A 13,924-nucleotide genomic window follows, 5' to 3' on the forward strand; every position below is an offset into this window, starting at 1 on the left:
GTGATTGGAAGAAGGTCAATGCTTGGGCGGCGGACCGTCCCCGTCATGACTGTCGAGAATGGCCATCTCGACCAGTCCGATCAAGAGCTTCCCGCGTTCGGCCAGGGTCGGCGCCTCCAGCAGCGCCTGTTTTTCGCCGGGCGTGAAGGGGCAGATCATCGCCAGAGAGTTGACCAGCCGCTCGTCCAGCGTCGATTCGATGGATTTCCAGTCGACCGACAGGCCCTGGACGCGGAAATAGCTTTTCAGTGCGCCGAGCAGCCGGTTGCGGTCGATGTCGCCGCAGGACTCGGGCTCCAGGTCGGCTTGGAAGGGGCGCCAATCGGGAACGACCCGCCGATATCCGCGCGCTCCCTCCACCTCGCGTCCGATCTCGAACCGGGCGACTCCGGTCAGGGTGATCAGGAGGCGGCCGTCGTCGGTCTCGGCGAAGCTGGTGATGCGGCCGGCGCAGCCGCAGGGATAGACGGCCGGCTCGCGCTCCCGTCCGGCCGGGTCGAGCGGCTGGACCATGCCGATCATGCGGCCGCTGCCCAGCGCGTCCTCGACCATGGCGAGGTAGCGGGGCTCGAAGATGTTCAGCGGCAGCCGCGCCCGCGGCAGCAGCAGAACGCCGGCCAGTGGGAAGATCGGCAGCATCGCCGGCAACTGGCCGAATTCGGCGTCGAAGGGGTTTCTGGTCATGCCAATCAGATAGAACCCCTTCGCCGATGGAACAGCCGTCCTGCTTTCGGAAAAGCGTCAGCTGAACATCATGGTCGACAGACGGCGGCGGGTCTTCACCGTCAGCGGATCGGTCTGGCCGAATGCCTCGAAGAACTTCACCAGCTGCTTGCGGGCGCCGTCGTCGTTCCAGGTCCGGTCGCGCTTGAAGATCTCCAGAAGCTCGTCCACCGCGGCTTCACGCTTGCCGGCGGCGAACAGCGCCATGGCGAGGTCGAAGCGCGCTGCATGGTCGTTGGGATCGTGGGCGACCTTCTCCATCAGCTCCGGGATCGGGCCGGCGTTGGCAGCCTGCTCCGCCACGTCGAGAGCGGCGCGGACGTTGGCCAGCTCCTTGTCCTTGGCGATGGCTTCCGGGGCCTGGGCCAGCATCTGCTTGGCGTTCTCCAGGTCGCCGGCGGCGATCAGGCAGCGGATGATGCCGGCATAGGCCTGGGCGTTCTCCGGCTCGGCCTGCATGATCTGGCTGTAGAGGTCGAGCGCGCCCTGCAGGTCGCCGGCCTCCATCATCTCCTTCGCCTGGGCGAAGGCTTCCTCCAGCATCTCGCCGGCACCGCCGCCTGCACCGGCCTGCTTGGCCAGCGCCACCAGCTTGTCGACGAAGGCCTTCACCTGCGATTCGGGCAGGGCGCCCATGAAGCCGTCGACCGGGCGGCCCTGGAAGAAGGCGTAGACCGCCGGGATCGACTGTACGCGCAGCTGCGAGGCGATCATCGGGTTGGCGTCGGTGTCGATCTTCACCAGGCGCACCGCGCCCTTTGCGGCGCGCACCACCTTTTCGATGATCGGACCCAGCTGCTTGCAGGGGCCGCACCAGGGTGCCCAGAAATCGACGATCACCGGGACGTCGGCCGAGGCCTCGATCACGTCCGCCATGAAGGCGCGGTCGGTGCTGTCCTTGACGATGTCGGCGGCACCGGAGGCGGCACCGGGAGCGGCGGGCTTGGACCCGTTGGCGGGGGGCATGGAGAACATGGCGTGTTTCGGTCCCGTTGGTGATGCCTGGCCCATTAGGACATCCCGGTGGGCCATGGAGTTGCCGATCCGGCCGCTGGCGGCCCGGACCCTAATCGTTGCCGACATATGTGAGCGCGCAAGTCGGCTCAAGCAAGCATTGCGTGGGCAGGCATTGCATGGGCGAGCGTTGCGCGGAACCGCCGGTCCCTCACTCCGCCCTGTCGGCCTCGATGCGGCCGAACTCGACGATCGCCGGTTCGTGACCGCAGGCGCGGATGAAGCGCAGCAGGTCGTCGCGCCGGATCGCCGTGGTGCGGTCGTTCAACAGCGGATGATAGTTCAGCAGGTCATGCTCCATCATCGCCTGCTGCAGGACCACGCGGACCTTGCGCTCGGTGTCGTTGACCAGGGCGAAGGGCGTGACCGACCCCGGCCGGATGCCGAGAAAGCGCCAAAGCCGTTCCGCCGAGGCGAAGGACAGCCGCGCCGACCCGATGACCTTGTCCAGCCGGTTCAGGTCGATCGGCGCATCCTCCAGCGCCACCACCAGCCAATGCTGGTCCTTCTTGTCCTTCAGGAACAGGTTCTTGCAGTGGCCGCCGGGCAGGGCGCCGCGCAGGGCCTTGCTCTCCTCCACCGTGTGCAGCGGCGGGTGGCTGTGCGTGGTCGCCTGGATGCCCAGCGCGTCGAGCCGCGCCAGCAACTGGTCCGGAGAGGTCGGCAGAGGCGCGTCGCCATCTGGCAGGGAGGCGCCCGGAAGGGGGAGCGATGCGGTGTCCATGACAGCCCTTTTACCGGCTGTTCGGAAAATCGTCCAGCCGGTGAAAAAATCTGAAACAAGCCCCTTGCATTGCGTCGGCCGATGAGTATAGTCCGCCGCACACCGCCGGACGGCAGAAACAAACTGCCGAATGACGGTGCGGAGCGCGGGCGTAGCTCAGGGGTAGAGCACAACCTTGCCAAGGTTGGGGTCGAGGGTTCGAATCCCTTCGCCCGCTCCATTTTCCTCCGGTCTTTGCACCGGAGCATGCGATCTCAAAAGGCCGGACCTTCGGGTGCCGGCCTTTCGCATTTTAGCTCCATGACGCATTTCTGCTCAGTGACAGAGTGCGCTTTGACAGTCCGCTCTTCGGACTGCACCTCATCCCGGGCGCGAAGGCGCCGTCCGTGAGCCGAGGGAGGCCCCGTCGGACGGCACGCGGTCACTGCATGGATTTCTAAAGCTGGGGGGAAAGCACCCGGGCGCCCTGCCGGGCATCCGCCCAGTCGCGCGCGGTCGTCGGGCGGCCGTCGGCGTCGATCAGTCCGCGGGTGAACAACTCCTCGGCGTGGCGGATGAAGAAGGCGGCGGTGCTCGGCCGCTCCCAATGCTCCATCCAGTTCTGCTCCAGGAAGGCCAGGATCCCCGGCTGGCCCAGTTCGACCTCCCACAGCACGCCGAGCAGGGAGGTCTGCTGCTCCTCATGCATGCAGTCCTCGAAGCACAGGCGCTTGTCGGCGCGTGCTTCCCGGCGGGCGGTGGTCTCCGGACCGGGACCGAGGCCGTAATCGATCAGGGTCCGCCGCTCCGGCGTCGCGCACAGCCAGTGCGCCAACTCATGCACGATCACCGTCGCCTCGACATCGGTGCGGATCACCTTGCCGTCCCACATGAAGGAGCGGCTGGGCGGTTCGTCCAGCGTGTCGATGCCGTGGGCATGGGCCAGCCGCACCGCGTCCGCCCGATGGGCCGGCGTATCGACACCGCCGCCGGGCTCGTCCGCCGGCCGCACGGGCCAGGTGGAGGCGATCCGGCGGAAGGCGGCCTGCGCTTGGGCATGGCCGTCCAGATGGGCGTCGAAGGCGGCGATGGCCTTCGGCATGTCGTCGATGGCGATGGGGGTCAGGATCATCGCGCCTATGTGCCCAAGGGGGCGGCGAGGCGCAAGGGGAAAGTAACCGGACAAAGGAGCGGGGCTGCCCGCCAGAAGAAGGGCGCCGGCAAGCCCCGGCCCATTCGGGTCCTGCCGGCGCCATAACTGTCACCGCAACGCTGAAGATCGATACCGTTTCTTACGCGGCGCGCATTTCGGCCAGGAAGCGCGACACGAAGCCGCGCAGGTCGGTCGCCTCGTGGTTCAGCCCGTCGGCGGCGGTCAACACCTCGCGCGAGGCGTCGCCTGTGGAGGCCGCGGCCTCCGACACGCCGGCGATGTTGCCGGACACCTGCTGCGTGCCGCGCGCCGCCTGCTGGACGTTGCGGCTGATCTCCTTGGTGGCCGCACCCTGTTCCTCCACCGCGGCGGCGATGGTGGTGGAGATGTGGCTGATCTCGGCGATCACCCGGCCGATCTCGGCGATGGCGCCGGCGGCCTGCCGGCTGATCTCCTGAATGCCGGCGATCTGGCTGCCGATCTCCTCCGTCGCCTTGGCCGTCTGGCTGGCGAGGTTCTTGACCTCCGACGCCACCACGGCAAAGCCCTTGCCCGCCTCGCCGGCGCGCGCCGCCTCGATGGTGGCGTTCAGTGCGAGAAGGTTGGTCTGGCTGGCAATGTCGGTGATCAACTGCACCACCTCGCCGATGCGCTGGGCGGCATCGACCAGACCGCGGACGGTGCCGTCGGTCTTCTCCGCGGTGGCGACCGCCTGTCCGGCGATGCGGGTGCTTTCCGCCACCTGCCGGCCGATCTCGGCGATGGAGGCAGTCAGTTCCTCGGTCGCGGCAGCCACCGTCTCCACATTGCCGGTCGCCTCATGGGAAGCGTTGGCGACCGCATCGGCCTGCCGGGTGGTCTGCTCCGCGGTGGCCGACATGGTCTGGGCGGTCGCCTGCAGCTGGGTCGCCGCCGCCGACACCCGGCCCAGCGCCGCCAGCACCAACCGGTCGAACTCCTGGGTCAGCCGGTCGATGCGTTCGCCGCGGCTACGTTGCGCCGCATGGTCGGCGCGCTGGGCTTCGGCCAGCCGGTCGCTCTCGACCAGACTGTCCTTGAACACCTGCAGGGCCTTCGCCATGCCGCCGATCTCGTCGGCGCGATCCAGGCCGGGGATGTCGACGCTGCGGTCGCCGCCGGCCAGCCGGGTCATGCGGTCGGTCATAGCGACCACCGGCCGCGACAGGCCGCGGCCGATCAGCAGCGCCGTCGCCAGACCCAGGACCACGGCAATCAGCGAGGCAAGCACCATCCCGCCGCGCGCCTTGTCGAGGAAGGCGCCGGTCGCCATGCCCAGGCTCTTCTGGGCGCCGACGCTGGCCTCCGTCAGCTGCTCCGCCTCCCTGGCGATGGAATCGCCGACGGGGATCAGCACCTCGTTGACCAGCCGGTCACGCTCGGTGGTGGCCTTGACCACGGCATTGAAGCCGCTGATGTAGACGCGCAGCATGGCGGTGTAGGACATCGCCATCTTGCGGCGGTCCATGTCGGTCAGCTTCGCCATCATCGCGCCGCCGCGGCCGGCGGCGTCGGTGAACTGAGACCGGGTCTGGGCGGCCAGCGCCGGGGAGCCGTCCACATTGTAGCGGGTTGCCGAGATGCGGGCCGACAGCATGTGGCGCAGCGCCATGCCCGCCAGATAGGCGGCGTCGGTGTCGCCCGCTGCGCCGGCGCTGTCCATGATGCCATCCAGTGCGGTCTCCAGCCGCGGCCCGATCTCGTCCAGATCCGCAATGGCCTTGCTGCGCTGGTCCTGGAAATCCATGGCGGCGGCGAAGGCCTCCCGATACTGGGCGATCTCCTGCGCCATATGGTCGGCGGTCTGCAGCAGGGCGGGGTCGGTGAACAGGGCGCGGGTCTTGTCGATGGTCTGTGCCGCGTCCTCCGCGGTGCGGCGGACGGTGGCGCCGACCTCCGCATCGCCGGTCAGCAGGAAACGGGTGGCCTGCTGGCGCATCTCCAGCATCAGGGCCTGGATGCGTCCCAGCTCGTTGGTTTGCTGGCCGAGCTGCCGGTAGGTGTCCACGGCCCCGCCGGCCTCCGACAGGGCAGCAATGCCGATACCGCCGATCAGCACCAGGAACACCAGGATGCCGGCGCTGGCCGCCGTGATCTTCGTTCCTACGGAAAAGCGATTGAAAAGGCTCATGGTCGAGGCCTCCATCGGCACAGGGACGTTGCCCAACGCTTGTTCGGGGACGATCCGAAAAGGTCAGGCATCACGACCTGTTTTCAGAAAGCGTGCCACATGCCCCGGTATGGTGCGGTTGCGTGTGCCGGCAACCGGAGAGACCTGTGGATGACGTAGGGGAATGCGGTCGTTCCGCTGCAATGGAATAAACGGCAACGGTGGATGTTTGCCTGTTTCGTCGGACCGCGGCTGGCTGGCACCCGGACGCTTTCACGGGCGGACAGGCCATTTTTTGTGCCGTGGCGGTCACAGGAGAGGCATTTTGAACATCCCCCCGTATCGTGATATATGCCGAAGGGCGCAGCGGCCGACCGGGGTCGTCGCCGATCCCTTCATCTCCCGGTCCCTGACGCTTTGACCCGACGGCTGGCCATGTCCATTCCCGACGCGCCCCTTTCCGCGGCCTCCCCGGAGGTCCGCACCGCTCCCGTCCGCCCTGAGGGCGAGGCTGTTCCATCGGCGAACCGGCCTCCCGCGAACAGGTCGGGTCGCCCGCGACGCGGCTGCCTGTCGGTCGTCATTCCCTTCTACAACGAGGGGCCGAACATCGAGGCCCTGTTCGCCCGGCTGGTCCCGGTGCTGGACGGGCTGGACATGGATTGGGAGGTGGTCTGCGTCAACGACGGCAGCCGCGACGACACCATCGACCGGCTGCTGGACGTCCATGACCGTGAAGCGCGGGTGAAGGTGGTCGATCTGTCGCGCAATTTCGGCAAGGAACTGGCGCTTTCCGCCGGCCTCAGCCACACCACCGGCGATGCCGTGGTGCCGATGGACGCCGACCTGCAGCATCCGCCGGAACTGCTGCCATCCTTCATCGCCAAATGGCGCGAGGGCTTCGACGTGGTGGTGGCGGTGCGCCATGCCCGCGTCGGGCAGAGCCTGAAGCACCGGCTGTTCGCCCGCCTGTTCTACTGGGTCTTCGACCATCTGTCGGAGATCAAGCTGCCGCGCGAGGTCGGCGATTTCCGCCTGATGGACCGCCGTGTCGTCGAGGTCATCAACCGGATGCCGGAGCGCACGCGCTTCATGAAGGGCATCTTCGCCTGGGTCGGCTTCCGTCAGGCCGCGATCCCCTACGAACAGGGGGAGCGCGCCGGCGGCGACACCAAATGGGGCTTCGTCAAGCTGCTGCGCCTGTCCTTCGACGGGCTGACCGCCTTCTCCACCTTCCCCCTGCGGGTGTGGAGCCTGGTCGGGGTGGCGGTGTCGGGCGTCGCCTTCGTCTATATCCTGATCCGCCTGATCCGCACGCTGATCCACGGCATCGATGTGCCGGGCTATGAATCGCTGCTGGTCGCGGTGCTGTTTTTGGGCGGCATCCAGCTGATCACGCTGGGCATCATCGGCGACTATCTGGGCCGCGTCTTCGCCGAGGTGAAGGGGCGGCCGTTGTTCATCGTGCGATCGGCTCACGGCTTCGGCCCGGCGGATGGCCGGGATGAGCAAGAGTTCGATCCCGTCGGCGGAACGGTGGGGCGGGAGCCGCGTCGATGAGTGTCGAGACCGGCCTGCGCGGCGACGGGGATGCCGTCGGCGCCTCCTCCACTTCCACCCGCCGCCCCGGCGTTGCGACGGCCGCGCCGTCGACCGCCAGCGCCGCCGGCATCGCGCTGCCGCGCGGAGAGGCGGCCCTGTGGGACGGGCTGTCGCGCGCGCTTCTGCTGGGCCTGCTGATCCTCGCGGCGCTGACCTTCCTCAGCTACGGCATCAGCACGGACGAGGAGGTGCAGCACATCTACGGCAAGAAGCTGCTGTCCTACTATCTCAGCGGCTTCCAGGACCGGTCGGCCTTCCATTTCAAGGATCTGGCCTATTACGGCGGGCTGTTCGACCTCGTCACCGCCGTGATCGTGCCCTTCTCTCCCTTCGAGGAGTATGAGACGCGGCACCTGCTCTGCGCGCTGGTCGGCGTGCTGGGCATCGCCGGGACATGGCGCTACACCCGGCTGCTGGCCGGTCCGCGTGCCGGCTTCATCGCGGCGGCTCTGCTGTCGCTGAGCGGTGTCTATTACGGCGCCATGTTCAACAACACCAAGGACGTGCCCTTCGCGGCCGGCATGGTGTGGACGCTCTATTTCGCCACCCGCATCCTGAAGCAGATGCCGCGGCCGAGCCGCAGCGCGGTGCTGAAGTTCGGGCTGGTGCTGGGCCTGACGCTGGCGATCCGCGTTGGCGCGGTACTGGCCGGCTTCTATCTGGCGGTCGCCATGGCGATGCATTTCGCGCTGGTGACGCAGCAGGAGGGCCGGCGCTGGGCGCTGGTCGATGCGCGGCGCGCCTTTCTCAGCCTGTGGCCGGCGATTCCCGTGGCCTATGCCATCATGGCGGTGTTCTGGCCCTGGGTGGTGCAGCGGCCGTTCCGCAACCCGCTGGAGGCCCTGCGGGTCGTCTCCCATTTCCCCATCGACATCCAGACGCTGTTCATGGGCGAGCTGGTCCATTCCAACACGCCGCCCGCGCTGTACCTGCCGGTCTATCTGGCGGTGAAGCTGCCGGAGGCGGTGGTGATCGGCGTCGGGGTGGCGGTGGTGATGGCGGCGGTCTGGCTGGCGCGCGGGGGCTGGCGGCGGACCGGCGCCTTCACGGTCGTCCGCTACACGCCGCTGGTTCTGGCGGGCTTCTTGCCGATCCTGCTGTTCGTTCTGATGCGGCCGTCGGTCTACAACGGCATCCGCCATTTCCTGTTCCTGGCCCCGCCCATGGTGGTGATGGCCGCCATCGCCGCCGACCGGCTGTGGAGCCTGTGCCAGCGCGGCGGCCGGGCGCTGGGGCAGACCTTCGCCGCGGCGATGACCGTGGTAGGCGTGGTGTACGCGTGGCAGCTTGGCGCCATGCACCCGAACCAGTACGTGTACTACAACCAGTTCGTCGGAGGCGTACGGGGTGCCGACGGCAAGTTCGAGCTGGATTACTGGGGCAACTCGCTGCACGAGGCGTTGCAGGAGCTGGTCGAGTATGTCGAGCGCGAGAATGACGGCCATGCCCCGCCGCGCCAGTACACGCTGACCGTCTGCGGCAACACGCTGGCGGTGCGGTTCGAACTGCCGCCCTGGCTTCGTCTGGTGAATGGGATCGAGCCGGACTGGCGCAAGGCCGATTTCTTCCTGGCCTTCACCCAGGTGAAGCGCTGCCCGTCGCTGCTGGACGGCCATCCGATCCTGGAGATCGCGGCCGACGACGTTCCGCTGTCCATCGTCAAGGACCGCCGCCCGCCCAGGGCCGACATTCCCACCGAATAGCCCCCGCAAACCTGCCAAGCCTGACCGGTCGGGCGGTGGCGGGGTGGTTGGGGAGTACCCCGGCGGCTCCCGCCCCGTCTTTCGCCGCATCGCCCTTCGCGGCCCTGTCCGCCTGCCGTACGTCCGCCCACTCTCTCCGTACTCTCGATTGAGGCCGGGCGGAGGTGGGGATGCGGCGCAGGCTGCTCTGGGGCGTTTTGTGTCTGCTGCTGTGGAGCGTTCCGTTCGGCCCGACCGGGGCCATCGGCCTGGACCGGATTTCCGACCGGTTGGTGGACGACCTGACCCGCGCGGTGGAGGACCGGCGGCCGCCGGCCGGTGCCGGCAGTCTGGTGGTCGGCGTGATCCGCGACGGCCGGACGCTGGTGATCGGGCGCGGCGATGCCGGCCGCCCGGACGGCGGGCCGCCCGATGGGCGCACCCTGTTCCAGATCGCCTCGCTGACCAAGCCCTTCACCGGCACCATCATGGCGGAGCTGATGCGGGAGGGCCGGGTCGATCCCGCCGACCCTCTGCAGCGTCATCTGCGCCGTGTCGGCCCGGTGCCTGTCGCCCATGTGCCGGAGTATGAGGGCCGGCCGATCCGGCTGCGCGACCTCGCCACTCACACGGCCGGTCTGCCCAACGTGCCGGAGACTCCGCGTTTCTCGTGGAGCCGGCTGGAGGACCCCCGCAACCCCTACAAGCCGCTGTCGCGCGGCGAACTGGCGCTGTGGCTGTCCGGCTATCACCTGCCGGTGCCGCCGGGTGTGCGCTTCAGCTATTCCAATGCCGGCATGTCGGTTCTGGGGGAGGCGCTGTCGGCGGCGGCCGGCCAGCCTTACGAGACTCTGCTGAAGCGGGTGGTGACCGACCGTTTCGGGATGCGCGACACCACCCTGCATCCGACCGCCGAGCAGCGGGCGCGCAAGGCGGCCGGCCATGCCCGCGGCCGGATCGTTCCGGATTGGGAGGCGCCGGCGATGCTGCCCGCCTTCGGCCTCTACTCCTCGGCCGACGATCTGCTGCGCTGGCTTTCAGCCAATCTCGGTGACTGCCCGGCGGGTGCGGCTGCCGGGCCGGAGGGCCATGGCTGCGCCCCGCCGGTGGCGGCCACCCTGGCGCTGGCGCAGGCGGTGCAGGTGGACGGGCGGTCGCTGGCCGAACCGGGAAGCCTGGGAAGCGGGGCGATGGCGCTCGGCTGGTTCGTCGCCTGGGCCACGGACGGCACGCCGATCCATTGGCATTCCGGCTCCACCGGCGGCTTCAACGCCTATATCGCCTTCTCGAAGGCGCACCGCTGGGGCGTCGTGGCGCTGACCAACAGCGACCCCGATCAGGTCACCGCCGACCACGTTGTCATCGACCTCGTCCGGCGCCTGGAAGCGCGGCCGGAGGTGGCGAGCCTGCCCTGAGGGCCGAAATCGATCAGTGCAGGCGGCGCGGCGGCTTGGCCGGAATCTCGACGTCGGCGCGGGCGTGGGCAATGGGGCCGGCCTGATGATGGGCGAGGCGCCAGCTGCCCTTTTCGCGGGCGAACAGGTTGGTGGCGGCCAGCACGGCGTCGCCCAGCGTTTCCTCGCAGACCACCAGGGCGGTGTCGCCATGCAGGGTCACACGCTCGTTCCGCGCCTCGACGACGATGCCGCTGGGCGCGCGCAGCACGTCCCGCCAGCTGGTCAGCACGGCGTCGCGCCCGAACAGGGCTGTCCAGCCGGGATGGATGCAGGAGACGGGCAGCGTTTCCGCCCACAGGGCTTCCATCGCGGCGGAGTCGCGATTGGTGAAGGCCCGGTAGAAGGCTTGGTTCAGGGCCAGCAGTGTGTCGCGGTCGGTCATGGCGTTCATCCGGGCGATGGTTCCGGGAGGACGGACAGTGCACGGCCCTGGGGCCGCCACCGCGACCGCTTGTAAAGAAGCCATCCCGCATGGGCAAGCGCCGGTCCGGACGGATCCGGGCCGGTGCTGTGACAATAAACGCTGGAAACCGGATCAGGCGGTCAGGTTGACGCCCTGCGGCTTCGCGGACGTGCCGGCCGTTGCAGCGGTCGCCGCGCCGTCCGCCGCCGCAGCGGCCTTACCGGTCGACAGCCCTGCGATCGGTGTGGACAGGTCGAGCGTCAGGTGGGTGACGCCGTCCTTCGACGTGGTCGGTTTCAGCACCGCCAGCCCCTTCATCCCATCGCCGCCGCCGCTCTTGGCGGCCATGTCGTTCAGCTTGCCGAGGATGTCCTTGATCTCATCCTCGCTGAAACCTTCGGAGCGGACGATCATGCCGGTGGACTTGCCGGTGGCGGTGGTGGTCATGCCGGTGGCGCTCAGCGCCATATCGCCGCCCTTGCCCAGCGACGCCTGCAGACGTTGGTCGTCGCGGCGGAAGTCCAGGGTCGATTTCGCGAAGGAAATCTTGACGCTGCGGTCGCCGTCCTGGATTTCCAGGTCGATCCCATGCGACTCGATCGACCATTGCGACTGGGTGGCCTGCATGTCCACCGACACATCGCTGAGGTTCATGCCGTCGAGCTTGGACTTCAGACCGTCGCCGAACCCCTTCACGGCATCGTCGATGCGGTTCTGCGGAACGCCCAGCGCGCTCAGCGTATCGCCCAGCCCCTGCTTCAGCGCGTCGATGCCCTTGCCGAACATGTCGGCCAGACCCTTGCCGTGGTCCAGCGCCGACTGCATCAGCGACTGCGCCTGCTTGGCGCGGTCCACGCCGCTGTTGGCGGAGGCCAGCCCGCCGCCGCCCGCAGCCTGGGCGCCGCCCTTGCCGGTCATGCTGTCCAGCAGCGATTCCATCGATTGGCTGATGGTGTAGGCCGGCGACTGTGTCTTCTTGTCGCCGTCCACCGGTTTCGCGTCCGATTTGGCCAGCCCGTCCTTCGCCGTGCCGGCCGTCTTTGACGAACCGTTCTGCACAGCCGTGGACAGCACCGACGGTTTGCCGTTCGGGCCGCTGAGCTCCGCGTAGTACATGGATGCCCCCGCATCGCGTTGTTTGTGCGCAAGAGGAAGCATGGCGCCGGCAACCTTTACCATTTCTTAATTTCGCGATTTTCTTTCAATAATTGAAATAAATTCGTTACCTTACTAATTGATCGCGACTGTGGAACTTCATCCCATGTCTTGCCGCCACTTGTTCCGCCTGCGTGATGATCTGCGACGAGCGGCGGCTTTCGCCGCAGGTGAGGCGCTGCTACCCTTGCCGGAAAAGGACCCGCCAGAAGGAAGCCGACCATCATGACCGATCGCCTGTCCATCGCGCTCGCCCAGATCAACCCGACCGCGGGCGACCTCACTGCGAATGCCGGCCTGATCCGTGCCGCGCGGGCGCAGGCCGAGGCCCGCGGCGCCGACCTCGTCATCTGTCCCGCCGGCGCGTTGTCCGGCGCCCCGCTTCTCGACTTGGCGGCGCTTCCCGCCTTCCTCGACGCGGTGGAGGAGACGGTGCGGGTGCTGGCGGAAGTCACCGCCGATGGCGGCCCCGCCCTTCTGGTCGGCGCCCCCTGGCGGGAGGGCAAGGGGCGTCACAATGCAGCTTTGCTGCTGGACGGCGGCAAGCTCGCCGCCGTTCGTTTCCAGGCCGTAACGGATGCGGGCGAGATCGGTGCGCCGGAGGATGACCGTTTCGATAACGGTCCGATGCCTGGCCCGGTCAATGTCCGCGGGGTGCGGATCGGTCTGCTGGTCGGCGATGATCTGGCGACTGGCGACGTGGCGGAGACGCTGGCGGAGAGTGGGGCCGAACTTCTGGTCGCGATGCTGGCCGGTCCCTTCGCCCCCGGCCGGGCCGATGAGCGGGTGCAGGCCGCCGTCGCGCGGGTGGTGGAAGGCGGATTGCCGCTGGTTGCGGTGAACCTCGTCGGTGGGCAGGAGGAGCGGGTGTTCGATGGCGGCAGCTTCGCGCTTGCCCCAAGTGGCCGGCTGGTCGCCCAGGCTCCGCTGTTCGCCGAGCATCTGCTGCTGACCCGGTGGGAACGCGGAGCCGACGACGGCTGGGACAGTTCCGAGGCCGAAACGATTGCTCCGGCCGAGGGGACGGAGGCGCTTTACATGGCGCTGATGCTGGGCCTGCACGATGCCGTAACGAAAAGCGGCGCGCCGGGCGTGGTGGTCGGGCTGACCGGCGGGCTGGACTCGGCGCTGGTCGCGGCGCTGGCGGTCGACGCGCTGGGGCCGGAGCGGGTGCTCGCCGTGCGGGCTCCGCTGCCGGCCGGCGAGGCAGGGGCCTCGGCCGATGGCTTGGCCGATAGCTTGGCCGATACGGCGGAGGTCGTCGAGTTGCTGGGCTGCCGCCTGGACAATGTCGCGCTGGCGCCGGTGCTCAAGGCCGCCGACTCGCTGCTGGCCCCGGCCTTTGCCGGGCGCGAGTCGGCCGCGGCGGCCGACCGGCTGCATGCCCGCCTGCGGGGCGCGACCCTGGCGGTGTTGGCGGAGCGGATGGGCGCCCTCCTGCTGTCCACGGCGGACCGGACTGACCGGCTGCTCGGCCTTGCGATGGATGAGGCGGGCTGCGGCTATGCAGTGCTGTCCGACATGCCGAAGACCGCGGTTCTGGAACTGGCGCGCTGGCGCAATGCCAACCAGCCGGCGGGATCGCGCGGGCCGGCGGGGCGGGTGGTTCCGGAACGGGTGCTGGCACGCCGGTTGAAGGCCGAGACTCCGGCCGGACTGCCGCCGGTGGAGGCGCTGGACGATCTGCTGGCCGGCCTGCTCGATGGTGGGCTGTCGCCGGCCGACCTTGCCGGGCGTGGCCATGCGGCCGAGACGGTGGAGACGGTCTGGCGGCTGGTGGTGCAGGCGGAAGCGGGCCGTCGCAGGGCTCCGCCGGGGCCGCGGATTTCCCGCCGGTCGGTCGCGCGACTGCGCCGCTTTCCGATTGCCGGCGGCTTCATCGACTTGATGTAGTGCGGGCGGGG

At 68.7% G+C, this 13,924-nt stretch carries 12 protein-coding genes and 1 tRNA gene; 5 read left to right on the forward strand and 8 right to left on the reverse strand.

Annotation, left to right across the window (positions count from 1 at the left end; all coding sequences use genetic code 11):
- Positions 1–15 precede the first annotated feature (15 nt).
- The 3 genes from TSH20_RS15605 to TSH20_RS15615 all read right to left on the reverse strand — a co-directional run bounded on the left by TSH20_RS15605 (position 16) and on the right by TSH20_RS15615 (position 2,461).
- The gene (locus TSH20_RS15605; protein WP_109075601.1) at positions 16–684 is read right to left on the reverse strand and encodes an LON peptidase substrate-binding domain-containing protein; all 669 of its coding nucleotides are present in this window, start codon (positions 682–684) and stop codon (positions 16–18) included.
- Between the two features lie 57 nt (positions 685–741).
- Entirely contained in the window at positions 742–1,698 is a 957-nt protein-coding gene (locus TSH20_RS15610; protein ID WP_109075602.1) for a co-chaperone YbbN, read from the reverse strand.
- A 190-nt stretch (positions 1,699–1,888) separates the two neighbouring features.
- Entirely contained in the window at positions 1,889–2,461 is a 573-nt protein-coding gene (locus TSH20_RS15615) for a prolyl-tRNA synthetase associated domain-containing protein (RefSeq protein WP_109075603.1), read from the reverse strand.
- Positions 2,462–2,606: 145 nt separating this feature from the next.
- Here TSH20_RS15615 and TSH20_RS15620 point away from each other — a divergent pair.
- Positions 2,607–2,681: transfer RNA gene (locus TSH20_RS15620), tRNA-Gly, on the forward strand.
- A gap of 216 nt (positions 2,682–2,897) precedes the next feature.
- Here the strand turns inward: TSH20_RS15620 and TSH20_RS15625 are convergent.
- Together TSH20_RS15625 and TSH20_RS15630 are read right to left on the reverse strand one after the other, a co-directional pair.
- Positions 2,898–3,572, reverse strand: a complete 675-nt coding sequence (locus TSH20_RS15625) for a hypothetical protein (protein ID WP_109075604.1) — start codon at positions 3,570–3,572, stop codon at positions 2,898–2,900.
- A gap of 160 nt (positions 3,573–3,732) precedes the next feature.
- Positions 3,733–5,742, reverse strand: a complete 2,010-nt coding sequence (locus TSH20_RS15630) for a HAMP domain-containing methyl-accepting chemotaxis protein (RefSeq protein WP_109075636.1) — start codon at positions 5,740–5,742, stop codon at positions 3,733–3,735.
- Between the two features lie 414 nt (positions 5,743–6,156).
- Between TSH20_RS15630 and TSH20_RS15635 the strand changes: the two genes are divergently transcribed.
- From TSH20_RS15635 to TSH20_RS15645, 3 genes are all read left to right on the forward strand, one after another.
- Positions 6,157–7,281, forward strand: a complete 1,125-nt coding sequence (locus TSH20_RS15635; protein ID WP_109075605.1) for a glycosyltransferase family 2 protein — start codon at positions 6,157–6,159, stop codon at positions 7,279–7,281.
- Complete coding sequence (locus TSH20_RS15640; RefSeq protein ID WP_109075606.1) at positions 7,278–9,026, forward strand: glycosyltransferase family 39 protein; 1,749 nt, start codon at positions 7,278–7,280, stop codon at positions 9,024–9,026. The genes TSH20_RS15635 and TSH20_RS15640 overlap by 4 nt, the downstream gene beginning before the upstream one ends.
- 170 nt (positions 9,027–9,196) lie before the next feature.
- Positions 9,197–10,420, forward strand: a complete 1,224-nt coding sequence (locus TSH20_RS15645) for a serine hydrolase (RefSeq protein ID WP_109075607.1) — start codon at positions 9,197–9,199, stop codon at positions 10,418–10,420.
- A gap of 13 nt (positions 10,421–10,433) precedes the next feature.
- On the opposite strand, the gene TSH20_RS15650 is transcribed toward TSH20_RS15645, so the two are convergent.
- The 3 genes from TSH20_RS15650 to TSH20_RS34645 form a co-directional block, all read right to left on the reverse strand.
- Positions 10,434–10,844 (reverse strand): nuclear transport factor 2 family protein, encoded by a 411-nt coding sequence (locus TSH20_RS15650; RefSeq protein ID WP_247871174.1) that lies wholly within the window; start codon positions 10,842–10,844, stop codon positions 10,434–10,436.
- Positions 10,845–10,997: 153 nt separating this feature from the next.
- Complete coding sequence (locus TSH20_RS15655) at positions 10,998–11,981, reverse strand: hypothetical protein (RefSeq protein WP_109075609.1); 984 nt, start codon at positions 11,979–11,981, stop codon at positions 10,998–11,000.
- Between the two features lie 56 nt (positions 11,982–12,037).
- Positions 12,038–12,247, reverse strand: a complete 210-nt coding sequence (locus TSH20_RS34645; protein ID WP_146205335.1) for a hypothetical protein — start codon at positions 12,245–12,247, stop codon at positions 12,038–12,040.
- Between TSH20_RS34645 and nadE the strand changes: the two genes are divergently transcribed.
- Entirely contained in the window at positions 12,246–13,913 is a 1,668-nt protein-coding gene (gene nadE, locus TSH20_RS15660; protein WP_109075610.1) for an NAD(+) synthase, read from the forward strand. The two genes, TSH20_RS34645 and nadE, sit on opposite strands and share 2 nt — an antisense overlap.
- The last annotated feature ends 11 nt before the right edge of the window (positions 13,914–13,924 follow it).

Origin of the sequence: Azospirillum sp. TSH20, assembly GCF_003115935.1 — a bacterium.
Taxonomy (GTDB): domain Bacteria; phylum Pseudomonadota; class Alphaproteobacteria; order Azospirillales; family Azospirillaceae; genus Azospirillum.

What these genes read in the sequence shown, in the direction of transcription:
- TSH20_RS15605 (WP_109075601.1), bottom strand. Translation starts at nt 684, where the DNA reads ATGACCAGAAACCCCTTCGACGCCGAATTCGGCCAGTTGCCGGCGATG.
- TSH20_RS15610 (WP_109075602.1), bottom strand. Translation starts at nt 1,698, where the DNA reads ATGTTCTCCATGCCCCCCGCCAACGGGTCCAAGCCCGCCGCTCCCGGT.
- TSH20_RS15615 (WP_109075603.1), bottom strand. Translation starts at nt 2,461, where the DNA reads ATGGACACCGCATCGCTCCCCCTTCCGGGCGCCTCCCTGCCAGATGGC.
- TSH20_RS15625 (WP_109075604.1), bottom strand. Translation starts at nt 3,572, where the DNA reads ATGATCCTGACCCCCATCGCCATCGACGACATGCCGAAGGCCATCGCC.
- TSH20_RS15630 (WP_109075636.1), bottom strand. Translation starts at nt 5,742, where the DNA reads ATGAGCCTTTTCAATCGCTTTTCCGTAGGAACGAAGATCACGGCGGCC.
- TSH20_RS15635 (WP_109075605.1), top strand. Translation starts at nt 6,157, where the DNA reads ATGTCCATTCCCGACGCGCCCCTTTCCGCGGCCTCCCCGGAGGTCCGC.
- TSH20_RS15640 (WP_109075606.1), top strand. Translation starts at nt 7,278, where the DNA reads ATGAGTGTCGAGACCGGCCTGCGCGGCGACGGGGATGCCGTCGGCGCC.
- TSH20_RS15645 (WP_109075607.1), top strand. Translation starts at nt 9,197, where the DNA reads ATGCGGCGCAGGCTGCTCTGGGGCGTTTTGTGTCTGCTGCTGTGGAGC.
- TSH20_RS15650 (WP_247871174.1), bottom strand. Translation starts at nt 10,844, where the DNA reads ATGACCGACCGCGACACACTGCTGGCCCTGAACCAAGCCTTCTACCGG.
- TSH20_RS15655 (WP_109075609.1), bottom strand. Translation starts at nt 11,981, where the DNA reads ATGTACTACGCGGAGCTCAGCGGCCCGAACGGCAAACCGTCGGTGCTG.
- nadE (WP_109075610.1), top strand. Translation starts at nt 12,246, where the DNA reads ATGACCGATCGCCTGTCCATCGCGCTCGCCCAGATCAACCCGACCGCG.
- TSH20_RS34645 (WP_146205335.1), bottom strand. Translation starts at nt 12,247, where the DNA reads ATGATGGTCGGCTTCCTTCTGGCGGGTCCTTTTCCGGCAAGGGTAGCA.